Origin of the sequence: Thioalkalivibrio sp. ALRh, from assembly GCF_000381425.1 — a bacterium.
Classification (GTDB): Bacteria; Pseudomonadota; Gammaproteobacteria; order Ectothiorhodospirales; family Ectothiorhodospiraceae; genus Thioalkalivibrio.
This window is the reverse complement of record NZ_KB906519.1, coordinates 1,509,644-1,532,218: the sequence shown is the minus strand read 5'-3', so window position 1 is coordinate 1,532,218 and position 22,575 is coordinate 1,509,644. Positions and strand designations below refer to the sequence as shown.

Genomic DNA, 22,575 nt, shown 5'->3' with positions numbered 1-22,575 from the left:
GTACGACCTAGAAGAACAGCGCGGAGGGCTGGAACAGGCGCTGCACCTGCTTGACCTTGCGCCGGTCGGTCAGGAACAGGATCACGTGGTCACCGGCCTCGATCACCGTGTCGTGGTGCGGGATGATCACGTCCTCGCCGCGCACCACCGCGCCCACACTCGTACCCTCGGGGAAGTCGATCTCCTCGATCCGCCGCCCCACCACCTGGGAGGTGCGGGCATCGCCGTTCACCACCGTCTCGATTGCCTCGGCGGCGCCGCGACGCAGGGTATGCACGGTGGCCGTTCCGCCCTCGCGCACGCGCGCCAGCAGCGCGCTGATGGTCGCCTGCTGCGGCGAGATCGCGACGTCAATCGTGCCGCTTTGCAGCAGGTCCACATAGCTCGGACGGTTGATCAGCGACATCACCTTGCGCACGCCCCAGCGCTTGGCCAGCATGCCGGCAAAGATGTTGGCCTGGTCGTCGTTGGTCACCGCACAGAAGACGTCGTTGTTCTCGATGCCGATCGATTCGAGGAAGCGGTCGTCCGCACTGTCGCCATGCAGGACCAGCACATTGCTGGGCAGCGAGCGCGCCAGGTGGTCGGCGCGATCCGGGTCGCGCTCGATCACCTTGACCCGGTAGCGCTTGCTGAGCGTCTCCGCCAGGCGCTCGCCGATATTGCCGCCGCCGGCGATCATGATGCGTTTGTAGGGCTTTTCCAGCTTGCGCAGCTCCGAGGTGACTGCACGGATGTTCTTCTTCGCGGCGACGAAGAAGACCTCGTCGTCGGCCTCGATCACGGTGCTGCCATCCGGCTGGATGGAGCGGTTCTGGCGAAAGATCGCCGCGACCCGCGTGTGGATGCCGGGCATGTCGCTTTGCAGGTTCTTCAGCTCGTGCCCGACCAGCGGCCCACCGTAGTAGGCGCGCACGCCGACCAGCGAGACCAGCCCCTCGGCAAACTCCAGCACCTGCAGCGAGCCCGGATGCTCGATCAGGCGGTGGATGTGACGGGTGACGATCGCCTCCGGCGAGATCAGCATGTCCACCGGCATCGCATCCTGGGCGAACAGCTCCGGGGTCTCGTGGTAATCCCGTGAGCGCACACGGGCGATCTTGGTTTCGACGTTGAACAGGGTCGAGGCAACCTGACAGGCGATCATGTTCACCTCGTCGGAGTCGGTCACCGCGATGACCATCGAGGCATCCTGTGCCCCGGCGGCCTCCAGCACGCTCGGGTGCGAGGCGAAGCCGTTCACCGTCTTGATGTCGAACTGGTCCTCCAGCTCGGCCAGGCGCTCGCCGCGGGAGTCGACGATGGTGATGTCGATGCCGTCGGCGCTCAGGGCCTCGGCCAATGACTGGCCCACCTGCCCGGCGCCGAGGATGATGATGTGCTTCATGCGTCTCCCGTCCCGGAGATGTCAGGGCGTCGTGCCAGGGAAACGAAGGCTGGCGTCTCAGCCGTCGGCCTTCACCCGTTTTGGATCGATGCCCAGTGCCTTGAACTTGCGATAGAGGTGGGTGCGCTCCAGCCCCACCCGCTCGGCCAGCCGTGTCATGTTGCCTTCCGAGCGCTCCAGTTGCTGGATCAGATACTCGCGCTCGAACTGCTCGCGCGCCTCGCGCAGCGGCAGGTCGGGGATCGCCAGTGCCCCCTCCTCGAACTCCTCACCGCGCTGCGGCTGGCCGGTCAGGGTGCGCTCGACCTCGTCGCGGGTGATCTCGTCACCGGAGCCGAGGATCATCAGCCGTTGCACCAGGTTGCGCAGCTCGCGCACGTTGCCGGGCCACTGATACTGCTGCAGCCGCTCCAGCGCCGGACGCTGGAACAGCCGCATCGGCAGGCCTTCCTGCTGGTGCAGATGGCGCATATGGTAGTCCAGCAACTCCGGGATGTCCTCCACGTGCTCGCGCAGCGGCGGGATGGCCAGCGGGAGGACGTTCAACCGGTAGTACAGGTCCTCGCGAAACCGGCCCTGCTCCACCGCCGCGCCAAGGTCATGCTGGCTGGCGGCAATCACCCGCACGTTGACGCTGATCGGCTGATCGCCGCCGATACGGGTAATGCGCTGGGTATCCAGGGCATGCAGCAGGCGCCCCTGCGTCTGCATATCCATCTCCGCGACCTCGTCGAGAAACAGCACGCCACCGGCGGCCTGCTCGAGCAGCCCATAGCGCACACGATCGCCTTGCTCGCTTCCGAACAGCTCGGCCACGGCCTCGTCGCCCGACAGCGAACCGACCGAGACCACGATGAACGGACTGTCCCGACGGGCGCTGCGCGCATGCAGCAGCCGGGCGAAGGTCTGTTTGCCCACCCCGGGCTCGCCGGTAATCAGCACCCAGGTGTCGTGTTGCGCCATGCGCTGCACCTGGTCGCGCAGGTTCACCATCACCGCACTGCCGCCCACCGGGTCGGCGACCGTGCCGGCATGGCGTTTCAGGCCCACGTTCTCGCGCTGCAGGCGGGCGGCCTCCAGGGCGTTGTTCAGCGTGATCAGCAGCTTGTCGATCGACAGTGGCTTTTCGATGAAGTCGTAGGCCCCCAGGCGCGTGGCATCGACGGCGGTCTCGACATTGCCGTGGCCGGAGATCATCACCACCGGACAGGGCAGACCCTCGTCGTCGCCCCACTCCTTGAGCAGGGAGATCCCGTCGCCATCCGGCATCCAGACGTCGAGGAGAATCAGATCCGGCCGGCGACTACGGCGCTGAGCCTTGGCCTCGGCCACCGAGCCGGCCAGCGCCACCTGATAGCCCTCGTCCTCGAGGACATCCTGCAACAGCATCCGGATATCCGGTTCGTCGTCGACGACCAGTACGTAGGGTTCGCTCATTCCGGTTCCTCGTGGGCCAGGGCCTGCGGGGTATGTTCGACCGGGATGCGAATGCGGAAAACCGCCCCACCTTCGCCCGCCGGTTCATTATGGCACTCAATCATGCCGCCATGTTCCTCGACGATCTTCTGCGCGACCGCCAAACCGAGACCGGTTCCACGCGGCTTGTCGGTGGTGTAGGGCTCGAAGATGCGTTCCAGCAACTCGGGCTTGATACCCGGGCCGGTGTCGGTCACCCGCAGCTCGATATGGGGTCCGGTCGGATCGTCGAGATAGGCGGTCGCGATATGCACCACGAACGCCTCCTGGTCCTTGCCGGCCTCCAGCGCGTTCTTGATCAGGTTGTGCAGCAGCTGTCGCAGGCGTCCGGCGTCGCCCCGAATCCCGGGGAGGCCCGACTCCAGGTCGGTCTGTACACGGGAATGGCCGTCGGAATCGACATACAGCTCGCAGACATCCTGGATCAGCTGGTTCAGGTCCACCGATCCCAGTTCCAGGCGCGGGGCCTGGGCGTAATCGCGGAAGGCGTTGACCAGCGTCTTCATCGCCTCCACCTGCTGGATGATCGTACCGGTCGCGCGATCCAAGACCTCGCGATCCGCCCCGTCCAGGACCTTGCCCAGCCGGCGCGACAGACGCTCGGCGGAGAGCTGGATCGGGGTCAGCGGATTCTTGATCTCGTGTGCCAAACGCCGCGCCACCTCGCCCCAGGCCGCGTCGCGCTGCGCCTTCAGGAACTCGGTCATGTCATCGAACACGATCGCGTGCAGGCCGCGGCTGGAGCCCGAGGTTGGCAGCCATACGGCACGCGTCATCAGCACCTTGCGCCCTGAACGGGTAAACACGACAACCTGCCGCGACCACTCGTCTTCCTGGCGCGCCAGGGCATCGTTGATCGCCTCGAAGAACTGCCCGACCAGCGGACACTCGGCGCCCAGCTCGGAGATCGGACGCGTGCGGGCGCCCTGCAGGTCGCACTCCAGGATCTGGCCGGCGGCCTCGTTCGCGGTGCGAAGGCGCAGACTGCCATCCAGCGCGAGCACGCCGGAACGCAGGTGCTGCAGGACGCTCTCCAGGTAGGCGCGCTCGGCATCCAGCAGGCGGCGGTTGCGTTCGGCCTCGTCACGCGCCTCGTTCAGCGTGCGCGTCATCGCATTGAACGACTGCACCAGAAAGCCCAGCTCGTCGGCCCGCTGCACCGCGAGCCGGGTGGAATAGTCGCCAGCCGCGACCGAGCGCGTCCCCTGCACCAGATCGGAGATCGGACGCACCATGCGCCTGGCCACCAGAAGCCCGGCCCACAGAGCCGCCATCAGCGAGATCGCCAGCGCCAGCGACAGGGTAAAGATAAAGCCCTGGATGATCGGGCCGCGCAGGTAGGCGAATTCGCGGTAGCCGGCAAAGGCATCCTCCACGCGTTGTGACAGGGCCGACATGCGCGGATCGACCGGATAAATCCCCTGCAGGATGCGGTTCTCCGCCCCCGGTCTTCGACTACTGGTGGTCGCCACCACGCGAATCACCAGCGAGCCGTCGGTCTGCGGCTCAAGTCGCGAATACGGCTGCTCCGGGCGCACCCGCATCAGGATATCGGCCCCGGGGGGACTCGGCAGGCGGCGGATCGGGCTGTCGGTGGACGAGGCAATGATGCGGTTGTTGGAGCCGACCAGCGTCAACTCCTGGGCCCCAACCTGACGGCGGTAGTCATTCAACGCCAGCGGAACCAGACCCTCCGAGACCCCTTCCAGCTCGCTCATCATCTCCTGCGTCTCGGTCGCCAGCTGGCGCACGCGCAGATCCAGCGACGAACGCGACAGCTCCAGGGCATCCTCCAGCGCGGAGTCCACGCGCACGTCGAACCAGGAGTCCACGCCCTCGTTCAGGAACTCGAAGGAGAAGTAATAGACGACCGATACCGGCAGCACCGCGACCAGCATGAACCCCCCGACCAGCCGCAGCGTCAGGCGACTGCCGGGCACCCCCTGGCGATACTGGGCGACCATGCGCACGAACTGGTGGACGATCAGCCCCCCCAGCACCAGCAGGATTGCGGCGTGGAATACCAGCAGCCACAGGAACAGCTGCTCGAAGCGGGCCTGGTCCTGCGCCGCCCCGCCCATGACCACCAGCGAGGTCAGCAGCAGCAGGAACAGCAGGCCCATGCCCAGCAGGCCCCATGGGAAGCGTCTTAGGGAAACGCTGATCAATGTACACACTCGCGTTGGCACCCCAGGTTTTCCGAGACAAGGCTCGCCGTGCAGCCGGTAATGGTTCTACCGGCAAGTGGCGCAACGCAGGATCGGGGAACCTGGGGTACCAACCCCGCAAGCGATTGAATGCCGGGGCTCGGCCGCCCGTTGTTATCAAAAACGGGCATGCGCACGGCGTTGCGGCTCCCTTGTGCAGAATGACTGCACGGCAGTTGCCGCGCCTTGTTCGCACGCAAAAGCGACGAAGCAGCGAGCGTGTACATTGGCCAGCGTTTCCCTAGTCCAGGGACCATCGATGCCACTCCCGCCGGGTGGTGAGGTCACCGCGCAGACCGGCATCCAGCTGCAGCGGCAAGGGCAGCGCCGAATACACGAGCAACAACCGCGCGGCCATGTTGTAGTCCTCCGGCCGCTCGCGCACCGCCCCCGGGACGCCGTGCATCGGCAGGCGCCCGAGTCGGCGGGCCACATACTCCAGGGCATCGCCCAGGGTCGGTTTGAGCTCCATCCGGTCGTCGTTCACGTCGGTTACCAGGTAGTAGCGGTTCAGCGCAAAATATTGCAGCTTGACCCGGCGTGTCTCGTGCTGCACGGACTCCCGTCCCAGCCAGCGATCCCGTTCGATCCGGGCCTCGGCCTCGAATTCCAGCGTGACCCCGTTCGCCAGCGCATCCTCCAGCACCTGCGGCAGTCGCATATCGAGCACAAGGCGCACCAGCAGGGTGTCATCGTCCATCCACATGTGCCGGGCGTCGCGGATCTCCAGGGCCTGCGCCGTACCCGGGGCCAGCGCCAGCACGAGCGACCATGCCAGCAGGAATCCGATCGGCGACCGCCCCGCGCGCATGCCCTAGTCCTTTGTCAACAACGCGTAGTAGAAGCCATCGCCACCTTCCAGGCCCAGCGGCAGCGCCCAGCCGACCGGGCGTGCGTGCGCCCCGGCGATCGGTGGGCCACCCTCGGGCTCCAGCGCTCGGGCATCCGGCATCCGCTCGAGAAAGTTTGCGACCACCGCGTCATTCTCCTCGGACAGCAGTGAGCAGGTTGCATACAGCAGGCGTCCGCCGGAACGCAGCAGCCCCCAGGCGGCCTCCAGAATGCGCGCCTGCTCCGCCGCCAGGCGCGGGATGTCGTCGGCGCGGCGCAGGGTCTTGATGTCCGGGTGACGCCGGATCACCCCGGTCGCGGAGCAGGGGACATCCAGCAGGATCGCATCGAAGGGCTGGTCATCCCACCAGGCATCAGGGTCGGCGACATCGGCCGCGGTCAGCTGCGCGGCGAAGCCCAGGCGGTCGAGGTTTTCGCGCACCTGCACCAGGCGCTCGGCGTCGCTGTCCAGCGCGGTGAGACGGAGATCGCCACCCGCCCGTTCCAGCAGATGACCGGTCTTGCCGCCCGGGGCCGCACAGGCATCCAGCACGCGCTCGCCCGGCTGCGGATCCAGCAGGACCGCCGCCCATTGCGCAGAGGCGTCCTGCACCGAGAGCCGGCCCTCGGCAAAACCGGGCAGCCGGGCGACGTCGGCGGGTTCGGCCAGTGTCAGGGCAGCCCCCAGCTGAGGATGCGCCTGTGCCGGGTGCCCCGCCGCGACCAGTGCCTGGAGCGCGTCCTCGCGCGAGGTGCGAGACAGGTTCACGCGCAGGGTCATGGGTGCGGGGCGGGTGGCCGCCTCCAGCAACGTCTCCCAGTCGTCGGGCCAGGAGGCCTGGATCGCCTCCAGCAGCCATTCCGGAACGGCGTAACGCAGCGCCGGGTCTTCCCGGACTGCCGCCTCCAGCGCATCCTGCTCGCGCTGCGCGCGCCGCAGGACCGCATTGATCAGCCCCACCGCACCGGGGCGATGGATGGCCCGCGCCAGCTCTGCGGTCTCGCGCACGGCCGCGTGGTCGCGGGTGGAGAAATGCATCAGCTCGGCCAGCCCCTGCGCCAGCAGCACACCGATCACGGCGTCTTTCTTGCGCAGGGGGCGCTCCAGGAACCCGTTCACCAGCGCCGACAGCTGCGGATACCAGCGCAGCGTGGTGTAGGCCAACGCCTGCACCCAGGCCGCGTCGCGGGCGTTCAGCCCCTCGGTTGCGTGCTCGACCGCGCGCGTCAGGGAATGCCCCTGCAATACGACGCCCTCGGCTGCCTCCAGCGCCCGCTGACGCGGGGAGCGCGAGTCCACCCGCGAGGGTACGATGCGTCCGTTGCGCTTGCCCGCCATCGCTCAGCCGCCCGCGAGGCGCTGCCCCACCAGCGCCGTGGTATTGGCCCAGTCCGCAGCTGCAACCGGGCGCTTGCCCGGCAGCTGCACGATCTCCAGGCGCAGTCGGCCCTCTCCGGTGCCTACTTCCACCCCGTCGCGGCCCGCAGCACGGATGGTGCCCGGCTCCGGGTCCGCCGGCCCGGGCAGCGGGCGCGCGGCATGCACACGGATCACCTGCTCGCCCCAGCGTGCCTGGGCGACCGGCCAGGGGTTGAAGGCCCGCACCTGGCGATCCAACTCCACCGCCGGTCGGGCCAAGTCCAGCCAGGCCTCGTCCTTCTCCAGCTTGTGCGCGTAGGTCGCGCTGGCATCGTCCTGCGATTCCGGCTGCGAACGCCCCGCGAGGACCTCGGGCAGCCGTTCCAGCAGCAGCTCGGCGCCCAGCGTGGCCAGCGTGTCGTGCAACTCGCCGGTGGTCGTCGTCGCCGTGATCGGGGTCGAGCGACAGGCGTGCACGGGGCCGGTGTCCAGGCCGGGCGCCATCTGCATCAGGCAGACCCCGGTCTCGGCATCGCCGGCCAGGATCGCGCGGTGGATCGGCGCGGCGCCCCGCCAGCGGGGCAACAGCGAGGCGTGGATGTTCAGCCCGCCCCGGCCGGGGATCTCCAGCACCGCCCGCGGCAGGATCAGCCCGTAGGCCGCGACGATCAGGATATCCGGGCGCAAGGCGGCCAGTTCGGCCTGGGCCTCGGGCGATTTCAGGGATTCCGGCTGCAGCACCGGGATGCCGGCCGCCTCGGCGGCGACCTTGACCGGGCTCGGGCGCAGTTGGCGCCCCCGCCCCGCCGGGCGATCCGGCTGGGTGCACACGGCCACGGGCCGCGGGCCACGCTCGATCAAGGCCTGCAGTGCGGGGACCGCGAAGTCCGGCGTGCCCGCGTAGACCACGCGCGGCGATGGTACGTCCCTGTCGGCCTGGGACATCAGACGGCGGGCGCCGCGGCCTTGTCTCCCGCGCCAGCCCGCGCGCCCTGCTTCTCCAGCTTCTTGCGGATGCGATTGCGCTTCAGGCTGGAGAGGTAGTCCACGAACAGTTTGCCGTCGAGATGGTCGATCTCGTGCTGGATGCAGACGGCCAGAAGGCCATCGATATCGAGCTCGTATGGCTGGCCGTCTCGGCCGAGGGCACGTACGCGGATACGGTCGGCGCGCTGCACTCGCTCGTAGAATCCGGGTACCGACAGGCAGCCCTCGTCCATCTCCTCCTCGCCGGAGGTCTCGAGGATCTCGGGGTTGATCAGCACGTGCGGCTCGCTCTGGTCATCGGAGACATCCGCCACCAACACCCGCTTTTGCACGTTGATCTGGGTGGCCGCCAGACCAATGCCCGGCGCGTCGTACATGGTTTCCAGCATGTCGTCGACCAGAGTGCGGACCTCGTCGTCCACCGTCTCGACCGGCTCCGCCTGCAGACGCAGGCGGGGATCCGGGAAATGCAGTATTTCGCGCTTGGCCATGAAAAACCTCAAACTTTGTACTGTACAGATGCCGCAATTCTGCTAACGTTGGACCGCAATATCCGCGGAATTGCGTCATCCGCATGGGGCCGGGCTAAAGCAAAAGAAGGCTCGGGGAGCGCGCGGATCTGACAGGGGACAGCAATGTACAAGACCAGGGCGACCACGACCTTCGTTCTGCCGGGCATTTTATTCAGTGTAACGCTGTTGCTCGGCGCCTGCGCAGCCACCCAGACCGAAGAGGGGGCTGCCACCGCCGAGGACACCGAGGCCACACAAACGGCCCGCAGCGAGGACACCTCCCGCGAAACCGACCGGGCCGCCGAGACCCCGGAGCCGGAACCCGAGATCCGCGAATCCGCTCCCGAACGCTACGTGGTCCGCGAGGGCGACACCCTGTGGGACATCGCCGCGATGTTCCTGCGCGATCCGTGGTACTGGCCGGAGATCTGGCTGGTGAACCCCGAGATCGAGAACCCGCATCTGATCTATCCGGGCGACGTACTCAGCATCTACTACGTGGACGGCGAACCGCGCATCACCGTGGATGGCGGCCCGCGCGTTCGCCCGACCAAGCGTCTGTCGCCCGAGATTCGCGTAGTCGATCGCGATGAGGATGCGACCCCGATCTCCACGCTGCAGTCGTTCATGTTCCGTCCGCAGGTGCTGGACGACGAGACGCTGGACAACGCCCCCTACATCCTGGCCTCGCAGGATGAGCGCGTGATCTTCGGCCCGGGCGACCGCGTCTACGTGCGCAATGCCGAAGACACCCAGCAATACGACCTCTATCACATCGTGCGTCGTGACGGCGAGCTGGTGGACCCGGACACCGGCGAGAACCTGGGCATTGCGACCCTGCCGATTGGCGAGGCCGAGATCGTCGAGCCCGGCAACGTGGCACGCGCAAACATCCGCAAGGGTGAGCGCGAAGCCATCCGTGGCGACCGCCTGGTCCCCTATGCCGATGAACAGGACATGCTGTTCGAGATCGGACGTCCGCCAGAAGACCTGGAGGGCACGATCATCTCCCTGTTCGACGCGATCAGCCAGATCGGCCAGCTCCAGGCTGCGATCATCAACCGTGGCGAGCGTGACGGCATCGAGAACGGCCAGGTGATGACCGCCTACACCGCCGGCCGCCAGGTTCGCGACCCGATCAGCGACCGGGCGAACGAGGTCGTGACCTTGCCCGAGGAATCGGTCGGAACGGTGATGGTGTTCCAGACCTTCGAGAAGGTCTCCTACATCCTGGTCACGGAGTCCGACCGCACCCTGCGCGAGGGTGACAAGGTCCGCCATCCGTCGCACTGATCCGCTCGCACGGGCATCCGCACCACCGATGACCGACGACTGGGACCGGGCGACGCATCAGCGCGCCTGGCTGGAACTGATCAACACCCCGGGGCTCGGCCACCAGCGCCTGCTGCATCTGGTCGAGGCCTTTGGCGGTCCCGGCGCCGCCCTGGCCGCTTCTCCTAGCGAATGGCGCCATCACGGCGTCGAGCTGAATATCGACCCGGCGGCCCGCACGGCAGCCGCCGATGCCGACCAGGCCTGGCTCGACCAGGACGAGCGGCACCACCTGCTATGCCGGGATGACCCCGACTACCCGCCGCTACTGGCCGAAATCCCCGATCCGCCCCCGGTCCTGTACCTGAACGGCGACCCGAGCCTGCTGCATCGGCCGCAGATCGCCATCATCGGCGCACGCGAGTGCACGCCGCAGGGCGAACGCCTGGCCGGGGAGTTCGCGCGCGAGCTCGCCGGTGCCGGCGTGGTGGTGACCAGCGGCCTGGCGCGCGGCATCGACGGGGTGGCCCACGAGGGCGCCCTGGCTGCCCCCGGTGGCCGCACGATCGCAGTCGTCGCGACCGGCCCCGACCGCATCTACCCGGCGCAGCATCGTCGCCTCGCCCACCGCATCGCGGATCACGGACTGGTCGTATCGCTGTGGCCAACCGGCACGCGCCCACTGGCGCGCAACTTCCCGCAGCGCAACCGGGTGATCAGCGGCATGGCCCTGGGCACGGTCGTGGTCGAGGCCGCGCTGAAGAGCGGATCGCTGATCACCGCCCGCCTGGCGGCGGAACAGGGCCGGCAGGTCTACGCGGTGCCGGGCTCGGTACTGAGCCCGGTCAGCCGAGGTTGCCATCGCCTGATCCGTGATGGGGCGCAACTCGTGGAATCGGCCGACGAGGTGCTGGAAGACCTGGCGGACTGGCTCGGCGTCGCCCCCGGGGAGACAGCCAGCACACCACCGGAACCGGCCCGGGAGCCACTGGATCCGGAGCAGGAACGCGTGCTGAACGCGATGGGTTTTGACCCGATCCCGCTGGAAACCCTGCGGGATCGCACCAAATTGACCATCGAGCGCCTTTCATCCATGCTGGTTTTGCTGGAACTCAACGGCCGTGTGGCCGCCCTCGACCACGGGCGCTACCAGCGCCTCGACGCAGGATCCCCTGAATCATGAACGAAAGCGTGCTGGATGTGCTCATGTACCTGTTCGAGCACACCATGGACGAGGAATCCGACGAGGAGCCGGATCGCGCGGAACTGGAACGCCACCTGGTGGAGGCCGGTTTCGCCCGCCCCGAGATCGACCGCGCCCTGGGTTGGCTGGATCGCCTGATGAGCGAGGCCCCCCTCACCGGTCGCGGCGGCGACAGCGCGGCCCAGCGCATCTATGCCCCGGAAGAGCGCAAGCGCCTGGACACCGAGGCGCACGGCTTCCTGCTGCACCTGGAGCAAAACGGGCTGCTGACCGCCGGCACCCGCGAGCTGGTACTGGACCGCGTGATGGAACTGGACGCCGAGGAGATCGACCTCGACCAGCTGCGCTGGGTGGTGCTGATGGTGCTGTTCAACCAGCCCGACGATGCGATCGCCTATTCCCGCCTGGAAGAGGTGATGCGCGACGATGCCGGCCCGTCGGCCGTGGATTATCTGCACTGAGTCCACCGTCCTCCGCAGACAATGCGGTAGCCACGGGCGTTTTCCTCCTCTAGTCTTTAGCGCCCGTGAACCCGGTCGCTGCCATGCGACCGCGATCGCCCCGATACGGAACCCGCTGCCACGGAGACGGTCCCGAGCGACATGAGCAAGCACCTCGTCATTGTAGAGTCGCCCGCCAAGGGCAAGACCATCGAAAAATATCTCGGCCCGGACTACCAGGTCATGGCCTCCTATGGCCATGTCCGCGACCTGGTCCCCAAGGAAGGGGCGGTGGACCCGGAAAACGGGTTCCGCATGAAGTACGACGTGATCGAGCGCAGCGAAAAGCAGATCGAGGCGATCGCCAAGGCGCTGAAGAAATCCGATGACCTGATCCTCGCGACTGACCCCGACCGTGAAGGCGAGGCAATCTCCTGGCATCTCTACGAGGTGCTGCGTGACCGCGGCCTGCTAGACGATCGTGGCGTGCATCGGGTCGTGTTCCACGAGATCACCAAGAAGGCGATCCAGCAGGCGATCGAGGAACCGCGCGACCTGGCCAAGCCGCTGATCGATGCCCAGCAGGCGCGCCGCGCGCTGGACTACCTGGTCGGCTTCAACCTCTCCCCGCTGCTGTGGCGCAAGATCAAGCGCGGCCTGTCCGCCGGGCGCGTGCAAAGCCCGGCACTGCGCATGATCTGCGAGCGCGAGAACGAGATCGAGGCCTTCGTCCCGCGCGAATACTGGACCCTGGATGCGAAGGTCGAGCGCCAGGAGCAGCCGTTCACCGCGCGCCTGACCTACCTGGACGGCAACAAGCTGGACCAGTTCGACCTGAACAGCGCCGAGCTCGCGCACGATGCCCAGAAGCGTCTGACCGAGGCCGCGAACGGCGAGCTGCGTGTCGCCAAGGTCGAGAAGAAGCAGCGCCGCCGCAACCCGGCCGCGCCGTTCACCACCTCGACCCTGCAGCAGGAGGCCTCGCGCAAGCTGGGCTTCACCGCATCGCGCACCATGCGCACCGCGCAGCAGCTGTACGAGGGGATCGATCTGGGCTCCGGCGCGATCGGCCTGATCACCTATATGCGTACCGACTCGGTGGCCCTGGCCGGCGAGGCGATTGGCGAGATCCGCGGCCTGATCGAGGAGCGCTATGGCGCCAACAACGTCCCCGACAGCCCGCGCCAGTACAAGACCAAGTCGAAGAACGCGCAGGAGGCCCACGAGGCTATCCGCCCGACCTCCGTGCGCCGCCTGCCGAACGAGGTCCGCGCCCGCCTGAGCAGTGACCAGGCCCGGCTGTACGACCTGATCTGGAAGCGCACCGTCGCCTGCCAGATGATCCACGCGACCTTCGACACCGTGGCCGCCGACCTGGTCCCGGGTGACAGCCGACACCAGTTCCGCGCCACCGGCTCCACCCTGGTCGACCCCGGCTTCATCGCCGTCTACCAGGAGGGCCGCGACGACGCGCAGGATGACGACGAGGACAAGCGCCTGCCGGAAATGGCCGAGGGCGACACGGTCCAGCTGGAAGAGGTCACCGCCGACCAGCACTTCACCGAGCCGCCGCCGCGCTACACCGAGGCCAGCCTGGTGAAGACGCTGGAGGAATACGGCATCGGCCGTCCGTCCACCTACGCCAGCATCATCTCCACGCTGCAGTCGCGCGAGTACGTGGAGATGGACGGCAAGCGCTTCATCCCGACCGACACCGGCCGGATCGTGAACAGCTTCCTGACCCAGCACTTCGACCGCTACGTGGACTACGACTTCACCGCGAAGCTGGAAGACGAGCTGGACGCGATCTCGCGCGGCGAGAAGGACTGGGTCCCGGTGCTGGAGGATTTCTGGGGCGACTTCCGCGACCGGGTGAAGGAGAAGGAAGAAAACGTCACTCGCGCCGAGGCCGTGCAGTCGCGCGAACTGGGCCCCGATCCGCAGAGCGGACGCCCGGTCAGCGTGCGCCTGGGCCGTTTCGGCCCGATCGTGCAGATCGGCACCAAGGACGACGAGGAGAAGCCGCGCTTCGCCGGCCTGCTGCCCGGGCAGAAGATGGACAAAATCACCCTCGACGAGGCGCTGGAGCTGTTCAAGCTGCCGCGCGACCTCGGCGAGACGCCCGAGGGCGAGCCGGTGATGGTCAACATCGGCCGCTTCGGACCGTACGTGAAGTACGGCTCCAAGTACGCCTCCCTCGGCCCGGACGACGACGTCTGGACCATCGAGCTGCCGCGCGCGCTGGAGATCGTCGCCGAGAAGAAGAAGAAGGACGCCGAACGCTTCATCAAGAGCTTCGACGAAGAGGGCATCCAGGTCCTCAACGGGCGCTACGGCCCTTACGTGACCGACGGCAACAAGAACGCCAAGATCCCCAAGGAGACCGATCCCAAGTCCCTGACGCTGGAGCAGTGCCAGGAACTGATCGCCGCCGCCCCGGAACGCAAGGGCCGCGGCCGCAAGGGGGCGGCCAAGTCGACCGGCAAGTCCTCCGGGAAGACCGCCTCCAAGTCGTCGACCGCAAAGAAGACGACCACGAAAAAGGCAGCCACCACCAAGAAGGCCGCCAGCAAGACGGGCACGAAAAAGGCCACCGCAAAGAAGACGAGCACGTCGAAGAAGGCCCCGGCGAAGAAGGCTTCGACCGCCAAGTCTGGTAGCGCGAAATCCGGCAGCGGCGACAGCCGCCTGAGTGCCCAGCCCTCCGGCGACCGTGGATCCGAATAGCCAACCGCTGCTAACCCCCGAGATCGAGCCCGTCGCGCAGTGCGTGCGCGACGGCGGCGTGGTCGCCTACCCCACCGAGGCGGTCTTCGGCCTTGGCTGCCGCCCGGATGACCCCCGGACGATCGATCGCATCCTCGAGATCAAGGGCCGCCCGGCCACCAAGGGACTGATTGTGGTCACCGACCGGCTGGATCGCCTCGCGCCCTGGCTGGCGCCGCTACCGGCCGAACGCCGGGCCGAGATCGACGCCAGCTGGCCTGGGCCGACCACCTGGCTGCTACCCGTCACCGATGCCTGCCCGCCGCTGCTGCGCGGCGAACACGACAGCCTCGCGGTACGCGTCACCGCCCACCCGGAGACGCGCGCGCTGTGCGCGGCCGCGGGCAGCCCCCTGGTCTCCACCAGCGCCAACCGCGCGGGCATAGAGCCCTGCCGCACCTGGGACTGCGTGAACACGCAGCTCGGGGCGGGCATCGACGCGATCCTGCAGGCAGAATGTGGCGGGCGCACCGCACCCAGCACGATCCGCGATGCCCGCACCGGGGCCTGGCTCCGGGGCGCGCCGGATACCCACGAATAACCAACCGGGACGCAGCATGAGCCAGGACCACGTCTCCATCGACCGTGTCATCGACTACCTGCAGGGCCTGCAGGACCGCATCTGCCAGGGTCTCGAGGGCCTGGACGGCCAGGCCCGCTTCCAGGAGGACGCCTGGGAACGCCCGGCCGGCGGCGGCGGCCGCACCCGTGTAATGCACGAGGGGCGGGTCTTCGAGCAGGCCGGGGTCAACTTCTCCCATGTGATGGGCGACAACCTCCCGGCCTCGGCCACCGCGCACCGCCCGGAGATGGCCGGACGCTCGTTCCAGGCCACCGGCGTGTCGCTGGTGATCCACCCGCACAACCCGTATGTGCCGACCTCGCACGCGAATGTGCGCTTCTTCATCGCGGAGAAGCCCGGCGAGGAGCCGATCTGGTGGTTCGGCGGCGGCTTCGACCTGACCCCGTACTACGGTTTCGACGAGGACTGCATCCACTGGCACCGCACGGCCGAGGCCGCCTGTCGTCCGTTCGGCGAGCACCTCTACCCGGCGCACAAGCAGTGGTGCGACGAGTACTTTCATCTCAAGCACCGCGACGAGCCGCGCGGCGTCGGCGGGCTGTTCTTCGACGACTTCAGCGAGGGCGGCTTCGAGCACGCCTTCGGCTACATGCAGAGCGTCGGCAATGCCTATCTGGATGCCTATGGCCCGATCGTCGAGCGTCGCCACGCGACCGAATACGGCGAGCGCGAGCGCCAGTTCCAGCTCTACCGGCGCGGGCGCTATGTCGAGTTCAATCTGGTCTACGACCGCGGTACCCTGTTCGGCCTGCAGTCGGGCGGGCGCACCGAGTCGATCCTGATGTCGCTGCCGCCGCTGGTGCGCTGGGAATACAACTACCAGCCGGAGGCCGGCACGCCCGAGGCCGAACTCTACGAGCGCTATCTGAAGCCGCGCGACTGGCTGGCCGAGTCCGCCGGCTGACCCACCAACAAGGACGACCCGCATGACCGCACCGATCGCCCCCTATCCCGCCGGCCGTCCGCGCCGCATGCGCCGCGACGCCTTCTCCCGCCGCCTGATGCGCGAGCATCACCTGCGCGCGGACGACCTGATCCTGCCGGTGTTCGTCACCGAGGGCGAAGGGGTGCGCGAGGCGGTGCCGTCGATGCCCGGCGTGGAGCGCGTCAGCATCGACCTGCTGCTGGAGGAGGCGGCCGCCGCCGTGCGCCTCGGCATCCCGGCGCTGGCCCTGTTCCCGGTGGTCCCGGGCGAGAAGAAGAGCCTGGATGCCGCCGAGGCCTGGAACCCCGAGGGCCTGGCCCAGCGCGCGGTACGCGCGCTGAAGCAGGCCCACCCCGAGCTCGGCGTGATCACCGACGTCGCCCTGGACCCGTTCACCACCCACGGCCAGGACGGCATCATCGACGATGACGGCTACGTGGTGAACGACATCACCGTCGAGGCGCTGGTGAAGCAGGCGCTGTCGCATGCCGCGGCCGGGGCCGACGTGGTCGCCCCCTCCGACATGATGGACGGGCGCATCGGCGCGATCCGCACCGCGCTGGAAGATGGCGGGCACGTGCACACGCGCATCCTCGCCTACTCCGCCAAGTACGCCTCGGCCTTCTACGGGCCGTTCCGCGATGCGGTGGGCTCGGCCAGCAATCTGGGCAAGGGCGGCAAGGAGACCTACCAGATGGACCCGGCCAACGGCGATGAGGCCCTGCACGAGGTCGCGCTCGACCTGGCCGAGGGCGCCGACATGGTGATGGTCAAGCCGGGGATGCCGTACCTGGACGTGGTCCGCCGGATTCGCGACGAGTTCCAGCGCCCGACCTTCGTCTATCACGTCTCCGGCGAGTACGCGATGCTCAAGGCCGCCGCCGAACGCGGCTGGCTGGACGAGCGCGCCTGCGTGCTGGAGGCCCTGACCGGCATGAAGCGCGCCGGGGCCGACGGCATCCTCACCTACTACGCCCGCACCGTGGCCGAATGGCTGACGGAGGACGCGGCCCGATGAGCGAGCCGCGCCCCGATCGTTATGGCGTGGTCGGCAACCCGATCCGCCATTCGCTGTCGCCGCGCATCCATGCCCTATTCGCCGAACAGACCGGGCAGCACCTGACCTACGAGGCCCTGCTCGGCACCCCGGGGCAGTTCGCCGAGGAGGTCTGGGCATGGTTCTCCTCCGGGTTCCGCGGCCTGAACGTGACCGTCCCGTTCAAGGAAGAGGCGTTCGCCCTGGCCCGGGTCCTGACCGACCGCGCCCGGCGCGCCGGCGCCGTGAACACCCTCTGGCGCGACGACGAGCGCCAGCTCCACGGCGACAACACCGACGGCATCGGCTTCTGCCGCGACCTCGACCGCCTGGGTGGCGAGGTGCCCGGCCGGCGCATCCTGATCCTCGGGGCCGGCGGCGCGACCCGCGGGCTGCTGCAGCCCCTGCTGGAGCGCCACCCCGCACAGCTGGTGATCGCCAACCGCACTGCGGCGCGGGCCGAGGCACTGGCCGAGGACTTCGCCGACCTGGCGATCGATACCGAGCTCTCCGCCTGCGGCCTCGACGCCCTGCCCGCCGGCCCGTTCGATCTGGTCATCAACGCCACCGCCGCCGGCCTGTCCGACGCGGGCCTGAACCTGCCCGCGACGCTGGTGCACCCGGACAGCCTGGCCTACGACCTGGTCTACGGCCCCGGTGCGGCCCGGTTCCTCGACTGGGCCCGGGATGCTGGCTGCCGGCAGACGTCGGACGGCCTGGGCATGCTGGTCGAGCAGGCCGCCGAGGCCTTCGCGACCTGGCGCGGCATCCACCCCGACACCACCCCGGTATTGCGCCAACTGCGTCACGAAAACGACACGGCCTGACGCCCGGTTCACCTTCCGTTCAAGCAACGGCGCAATCCTGTTCCCGAGCGCGCCCGTGGGCGCAGACTGAAACCCGGGAGTTCCTTCCCGGCTGGGGGGCAAGCATGATCTCGCGCATTGGTGTTCTGGTACTGGTCGGTTTTCTGACCTTCGCCATCGGCTGTACCACCACGGATCCCTATACCGGCGAGGAGCGGGTATCGCGCACGGCCATCGGCGCCGGTGTCGGCGCGGCTGCCGGGGCCGTGGTCGGCAGCATCACCAGCCGCCGCAACCGCACCCAGCGCGCGATGATCGGGGCCGGGATCGGGGCCCTGGCCGGCGGTGCGATCGGCAACTACATGGACCGCCAGGAGGCCGAGCTGCGCGAGCAGCTGCGGGGAACCGGTGTCAGCGTGACCCGCGACGGCGACAACATCATCCTGAACATGCCCGGGCACATCACCTTCGATATAGACCGCACCGACATCAAACCGGAGTTCGAGGAGGTGCTGAACTCGGTGGCGCTGGTCCTGGCCGAATACGACCAGACCGGTATCGAGGTCGCCGGCCATACCGACATCACCGGACGCGTCGAGTACAACATGGACCTGTCGGAACGGCGCGCTCAGAGCGTCGGGCGCGCCCTGATACGGCGCGGCGTCCAGTCGGTGCGCGTCGACACCGTCGGCTTCGGGCCGCATCAGCCCATCGCGACCAACGAAACCGCCGAGGGCCGCGCGCTGAACCGGCGTGTAGAACTGACCCTGTTCCCGCTGACCGCGGACTGAGCGCCGGCCCCCAGCACGATCGGGCCGGGGATTGCCCGACCCGCCCCCTTCCTCATCCATCCGGCGCGCCGGGCTGGTAAGCTTGGCCGCCATGGACGCACGTGCACGCCTGTGGGAACTGGCCCGACTGGTCCGCCTGGACCGGCCTGTCGGCATCTATCTGCTGCTGTGGCCGACTCTGTGGGCGCTCTGGATCGCAGCCGAGGGCTGGCCGCCGGGTTCGCTGATCTTCATCTTCGTTGCCGGCGTCGTGCTGATGCGCTCGGCCGGCTGTGCGATCAACGACTACGCGGACCGCGACTTCGACGCCCATGTCGCCCGCACGCGCGACCGCCCGCTGGCACTGGGCACCATCACCCCGAACGAGGCCCTGGCAACCTTCGCCGTGCTGGCGCTGACCGCCTTCGTGCTGGTGCTGTTCACCAACCTGCTGACCATTCTCTATTCCCTGGTCGCAGTGGTGCTGGCCGCCACCTATCCCTTCGCCAAGCGCTTCCACCACTTTCCGCAGGTGCACCTGGGCGCGGCCTTCGCCTGGGCGGTGCCCATGGCCTTTACCGCGGTCACCGGGGACCACCCGCCCCCGCTCGCCTGGCTGCTGTACGTGACCGTGCTGGCCTGGACCGTGGTATATGACACCTTCTACGGCATGGTGGACCGCGAGGACGACCTGAAAATCGGGGTGAAGTCCACCGCCATCGCGTTCGGCGAGATGGACCGTCTGATCACCGCGGGGCTCCAGGTGCTCGTCTGGCTGGGGCTGTACCTGATCGGCCAGCATGCCGGGCTCGGCGGCTACTACACGGCGGGGCTGGTGATCGTGGCGATGCTGATGTTCTACCAGCAGTTCCTGATCGCCGAACGCGAGCCGACCGACTGCCTGCGGGCATTCAAGAACAACCATTATCTCGGTGCCGTGGTCCTGCTCGCGATGATCGCAGACCATCATCTGGGGGGCTAACTCGGTTACGCGCGGGCAAGCGCCAGACCCTCGACCGATGCCGCTCCCGCCGCCCGCAGCGCACGGGCCAGCGCATCCAGGGTCGCCCCGGTCGTGACCACATCGTCCACCAGCAGCACCCGCTCGCCCGCCAACTCCGCGTTCACGGCAAATGCATCGCGCAGGTTCCGGCGCCGCTGTGGACCGCTCAGCGTCTGCTGCGAAGGCGTGGCCCGTACGCGGCGAACGCATGCGGTATCCAGCGGGAGCCCCAGGACCTCGGCGACGCACCGCGCCAGCGGCTCGCACTGATTGAACCCGCGCTCGCGCAGGCGCGAGGGGTGCAATGGAACGGGCACCACGCGGGTAGGCAACGGTGTCGGCACATCCCGGCGTTCGCGGGCTGCCTGTGCGGCCAGGTCCACGAGGATCCGTTCAGCGCGGGCGTGGCCGCTGCGCTTGTAGGCCAGCAGCACCCGATCCAGCGGCCAGGCATAGGCCCATGGCGCCCGCAGGGCGTCTACTGCCGGAGGGCGGCGCTGACAGGCGGGGCAGGCCACTGTCGCCGGCAGGGGTGCCGCGCAACCCGGGCACGGGGCCTCCACCCGCACCAGGTCCTTGCGGCAGGCAGGACAGATGGCCCCGCCCTCCGGCAACGGGGCCAGACACAAGCCACAGTGGTCGGGATACAGCGCCCGGGCCGCCCAGGCGCTCAGCGCACGCAGCGCGCCCGATCGCTCTCCAGTTTGCCCCGGCGTGGCTGAAGGGGGATGAGCCATGATGGTATGCTTCCGCTTTTGCATTCAGGGTAGTCCATGGCGACCAAGACCGTCTCTGCACGCAGTTCGCGGCGCGCCGCCGCGATGTTCGACGTCGGCAATCTGATCAGCGTGTCGATTGCCGGCATCCCGCTGTTTGTGGTTAGCAGCGAGGGGGTCGGAGTCGGCTTCATCATTGCCGCGATCATGGGCATCGTGCCGCTAGTGCTGTGGTTTGGCGCCTCCATGCTGGTGTACGCCCTGAACAAGCACCACCCCGATCCGCGCGTGGGCCATTTCACGCAGTGGGCGGCCTATCGCTACTACGCGCTGATGGGCCTGCTGATCGGGGTCGCCACCTTCTTCCCGCCGGATCTGGCCTACTACCGCGCCTATTGGGCCGTGGCTGCCGCCATCCTGCTGCCGTGGACGGTCTACGCCCTGTTCCGCGTCTACCGCGAACCCTGGGCCGATGTCGCCATCCCGGCGGAAGCCGACAAGGAGCCACACTCATGAGCACGCCCCGACACGACTGGAACACCGACGAGGTCGAGGCCCTGCTCGACCTGCCGCTGAATGACCTGATCTTCCGCGCGCAGACCGTGCACCGCGAACACTTCGATCCGAACGCAGTACAGGTCAGCACGTTGCTGTCGATCAAGACCGGGGCCTGCCCCGAGGACTGCGCCTACTGCCCGCAGAGCGCGCACCACGAAGTGGAGCTGGAACGCGAGCGCCTGCTGCCACTGGATGAGGTGCTGGAGGCGGCGCGCAACGCCCGCGCCCAGGGTGCGACCCGCTTCTGCATGGGGGCCGCCTGGCGGAACCCGACCGACAAGAACCTGGAACGCGTGATCGAGATGGTCCGTGCGGTCAAGGAAGAAGGCCTGGAGACCTGCATGACTCTGGGCATGCTGAAGGCCGAGCAGGCCCGACGCCTCTCCGAGGCAGGTCTGGACTACTACAACCACAATCTCGACACCTCGCCGGAGTTCTACGGGCACATCATCTCGACGCGCACCTACGAAGACCGCCTGGAAACCCTGGAACACGTACGCGAAGCGGGCATGAACGTATGCTGCGGCGGCATCCTCGGCATGGGCGAATCGCGCCGTGACCGGGCGCGTCTGCTGCAGCAGATGGCCAACCTGCCGAAGCACCCGGAGTCAGTCCCGATCAATCAGCTGATCCAGGTCGAGGGCACCCCACTGCACGGGATCGAACATCTCGATCCGCTGGAGTTTGTGCGCACCATCGCCGCCACCCGCATCCTGATGCCGGCCTCCTACGTGCGCCTGTCCGCCGGGCGCACCGAGATGTCCGACGAGATGCAGGCCCTGTGCTTCCTGGCCGGCGCCAACTCGCTGTTCTACGGCGACACCCTGCTGACCACACCGAACCCCGGCGAGAACCACGACCTCGCGCTGTTCGAACGCCTGGGCCTGCACCCGGAGACCGGGCCGGAAGCCCCCGGGGAATCGGACCGGCCCGCCTCCGCATCGGCCTGATGCCGACCGGCCAGTGGCGGGCGACTTTCCCGATCATTTCTCGGCGGTGGCGGCGGCGTATGCCCGCCACCGCCCGGACTACCCCGCCGATCTCTTTGACTGGCTGGCCGCGCGCACCCCGCACCACGAACAGGCCTGGGACTGCGCCAGCGGCAATGGCCAGGCCGCGCAGGGCCTGCAGCCTCACTTCTCCCAGGTCGTAGCGACCGATGCCGCCCCAGCCCTGCTGGCCGCTCTGCCGGCGACAGCCGGGATCAACCGAGTAGCCTGCGCCGCCGAGGCCTGCGCACTGGCCGATACCTCGGTGGATCTCGCCTGCGTCGCCCAGGCCGCGCACTGGTTTCGCCACGCCGAGTTCCATGACGAGGTTGCACGCGTCCTGCGCCCGGGCGGCCTGCTGGCGATCTGGGGCTACGGCATCCTGCGCGCCGAGGACCCGGCGCTGGACCGCCTGCTGACCGACTTTCACGACACCACCCTGGCGCCCTGGTGGCCGGAAGAACGCAGCCATATCCGCAGCCACTACCGCGACCTGCCGTTCCCCTGGCCGGAGATCGAGACGCCCGAGTTTCGGATCGACCGCGAATGGGGCCGCGACACCCTGCTCGGCTACCTCGGCACCTGGTCAGCCATCCGCCGCGCGCAGACGGCCGGCCAGGATCCGCTGGCCGTGCTGGAGCCGGCCCTGCGCGCGCTGTGGCCGAATACGGACATCACCGCCCGCGTCCACTGGCCGATCTTCCTGCGCGCCGGGCTGCGGCCGTGAGCGATTCACCATGAGCCATT

The 22,575-nt window shown here is 68.2% G+C and carries 21 protein-coding genes; 13 read left to right on the top strand and 8 right to left on the bottom strand.

All coding sequences use genetic code 11. From position 1 onward, the window contains the following. Positions 1–7 precede the first annotated feature (7 nt). The 7 genes from trkA to def all read right to left on the bottom strand — a co-directional run bounded on the left by trkA (position 8) and on the right by def (position 8,739). Positions 8–1,387 carry a Trk system potassium transporter TrkA gene (gene trkA / locus F791_RS0107345; protein WP_018138935.1) on the bottom strand — a complete coding sequence of 460 codons (1,380 nt, stop codon included), beginning with the start codon at positions 1,385–1,387 and terminating at the stop codon, positions 8–10. Positions 1,388–1,444: 57 nt separating this feature from the next. Then, positions 1,445–2,824 (bottom strand): sigma-54 dependent transcriptional regulator, encoded by a 1,380-nt coding sequence (locus F791_RS0107340; RefSeq protein ID WP_019592410.1) that lies wholly within the window; start codon positions 2,822–2,824, stop codon positions 1,445–1,447. Further along, positions 2,821–5,031, bottom strand: coding sequence for an ATP-binding protein (locus F791_RS0107335; RefSeq protein WP_038056920.1), 2,211 nt, complete (start codon positions 5,029–5,031; stop codon positions 2,821–2,823). The genes F791_RS0107340 and F791_RS0107335 overlap by 4 nt, the downstream gene beginning before the upstream one ends. A gap of 280 nt (positions 5,032–5,311) precedes the next feature. Further along, complete coding sequence (locus F791_RS0107330) at positions 5,312–5,881, bottom strand: DUF4390 domain-containing protein (RefSeq protein WP_018993198.1); 570 nt, start codon at positions 5,879–5,881, stop codon at positions 5,312–5,314. 3 nt (positions 5,882–5,884) lie between these two features. Then, the gene (gene rsmB, locus F791_RS0107325) at positions 5,885–7,240 is read right to left on the bottom strand and encodes a 16S rRNA (cytosine(967)-C(5))-methyltransferase RsmB (RefSeq protein WP_019592409.1); all 1,356 of its coding nucleotides are present in this window, start codon (positions 7,238–7,240) and stop codon (positions 5,885–5,887) included. A 3-nt stretch (positions 7,241–7,243) separates the two neighbouring features. After that, positions 7,244–8,206: a methionyl-tRNA formyltransferase gene (gene fmt / locus F791_RS0107320; protein ID WP_019592408.1), complete on the bottom strand. Its 963-nt coding sequence runs from the start codon at positions 8,204–8,206 to the stop codon at positions 7,244–7,246. Beyond that, positions 8,206–8,739, bottom strand: a complete 534-nt coding sequence (gene def, locus F791_RS0107315; protein WP_018138929.1) for a peptide deformylase — start codon at positions 8,737–8,739, stop codon at positions 8,206–8,208. The genes fmt and def overlap by 1 nt, the downstream gene beginning before the upstream one ends. A 144-nt stretch (positions 8,740–8,883) precedes the next feature. Here def and F791_RS0107310 point away from each other — a divergent pair, with 144 nt between their 5' ends. The 10 genes from F791_RS0107310 (at position 8,884) to ubiA (ending at position 19,544) form a co-directional block, all read left to right on the top strand. Then, a complete protein-coding gene (locus F791_RS0107310) occupies positions 8,884–10,053 on the top strand; it encodes a LysM peptidoglycan-binding domain-containing protein (protein WP_012983636.1) in 1,170 nt (389 codons plus the stop codon). A 28-nt stretch (positions 10,054–10,081) separates the two neighbouring features. Beyond that, on the top strand, positions 10,082–11,215 hold the full coding sequence (dprA, locus tag F791_RS0107305) for a DNA-processing protein DprA (RefSeq protein ID WP_012983637.1): 1,134 nt from the start codon (positions 10,082–10,084) through the stop codon (positions 11,213–11,215). Beyond that, positions 11,212–11,697, top strand: coding sequence for a DUF494 family protein (locus tag F791_RS0107300; RefSeq protein WP_012983638.1), 486 nt, complete (start codon positions 11,212–11,214; stop codon positions 11,695–11,697). Before dprA ends, F791_RS0107300 begins: the two co-directional genes overlap by 4 nt. Before the next feature lie 141 nt (positions 11,698–11,838). Then, positions 11,839–14,403, top strand: coding sequence for a DNA topoisomerase I (locus F791_RS0107295; RefSeq protein ID WP_012983639.1), 2,565 nt, complete (start codon positions 11,839–11,841; stop codon positions 14,401–14,403). Further along, positions 14,390–14,983, top strand: coding sequence for an L-threonylcarbamoyladenylate synthase (locus tag F791_RS0107290; protein ID WP_012983640.1), 594 nt, complete (start codon positions 14,390–14,392; stop codon positions 14,981–14,983). Before F791_RS0107295 ends, F791_RS0107290 begins: the two co-directional genes overlap by 14 nt. 16 nt (positions 14,984–14,999) lie before the next feature. After that, on the top strand, positions 15,000–15,929 hold the full coding sequence (gene hemF / locus F791_RS0107285; protein ID WP_012983641.1) for an oxygen-dependent coproporphyrinogen oxidase: 930 nt from the start codon (positions 15,000–15,002) through the stop codon (positions 15,927–15,929). A 22-nt stretch (positions 15,930–15,951) separates the two neighbouring features. After that, positions 15,952–16,968 carry a porphobilinogen synthase gene (gene hemB, locus F791_RS0107280; protein WP_012983642.1) on the top strand — a complete coding sequence of 339 codons (1,017 nt, stop codon included), beginning with the start codon at positions 15,952–15,954 and terminating at the stop codon, positions 16,966–16,968. Further along, positions 16,965–17,813: a shikimate dehydrogenase gene (gene aroE, locus F791_RS0107275; RefSeq protein ID WP_012983643.1), complete on the top strand. Its 849-nt coding sequence runs from the start codon at positions 16,965–16,967 to the stop codon at positions 17,811–17,813. Before hemB ends, aroE begins: the two co-directional genes overlap by 4 nt. A 104-nt stretch (positions 17,814–17,917) precedes the next feature. Next, on the top strand, positions 17,918–18,583 hold the full coding sequence (locus F791_RS0107270) for an OmpA family protein (protein ID WP_012983644.1): 666 nt from the start codon (positions 17,918–17,920) through the stop codon (positions 18,581–18,583). 91 nt (positions 18,584–18,674) lie between these two features. Beyond that, positions 18,675–19,544 (top strand): 4-hydroxybenzoate octaprenyltransferase, encoded by an 870-nt coding sequence (gene ubiA, locus F791_RS0107265; RefSeq protein ID WP_012983645.1) that lies wholly within the window; start codon positions 18,675–18,677, stop codon positions 19,542–19,544. Between the two features lie 5 nt (positions 19,545–19,549). On the opposite strand, the gene F791_RS13860 is transcribed toward ubiA, so the two are convergent. Beyond that, the gene (locus F791_RS13860) at positions 19,550–20,302 is read right to left on the bottom strand and encodes a ComF family protein (protein ID WP_255349324.1); all 753 of its coding nucleotides are present in this window, start codon (positions 20,300–20,302) and stop codon (positions 19,550–19,552) included. Positions 20,303–20,338: 36 nt separating this feature from the next. Between F791_RS13860 and F791_RS0107255 the strand changes: the two genes are divergently transcribed. From F791_RS0107255 to F791_RS0107245, 3 genes are read left to right on the top strand one after another with little or no spacing between them, the layout of a single operon-like run. Then, complete coding sequence (locus F791_RS0107255) at positions 20,339–20,797, top strand: hypothetical protein (RefSeq protein ID WP_012983647.1); 459 nt, start codon at positions 20,339–20,341, stop codon at positions 20,795–20,797. Further along, on the top strand, positions 20,794–21,789 hold the full coding sequence (gene bioB, locus F791_RS0107250) for a biotin synthase BioB (protein WP_018993204.1): 996 nt from the start codon (positions 20,794–20,796) through the stop codon (positions 21,787–21,789). The genes F791_RS0107255 and bioB overlap by 4 nt, the downstream gene beginning before the upstream one ends. 13 nt (positions 21,790–21,802) lie before the next feature. Next, positions 21,803–22,555: a class I SAM-dependent methyltransferase gene (locus F791_RS0107245; RefSeq protein WP_018174894.1), complete on the top strand. Its 753-nt coding sequence runs from the start codon at positions 21,803–21,805 to the stop codon at positions 22,553–22,555. The last annotated feature ends 20 nt before the right edge of the window (positions 22,556–22,575 follow it).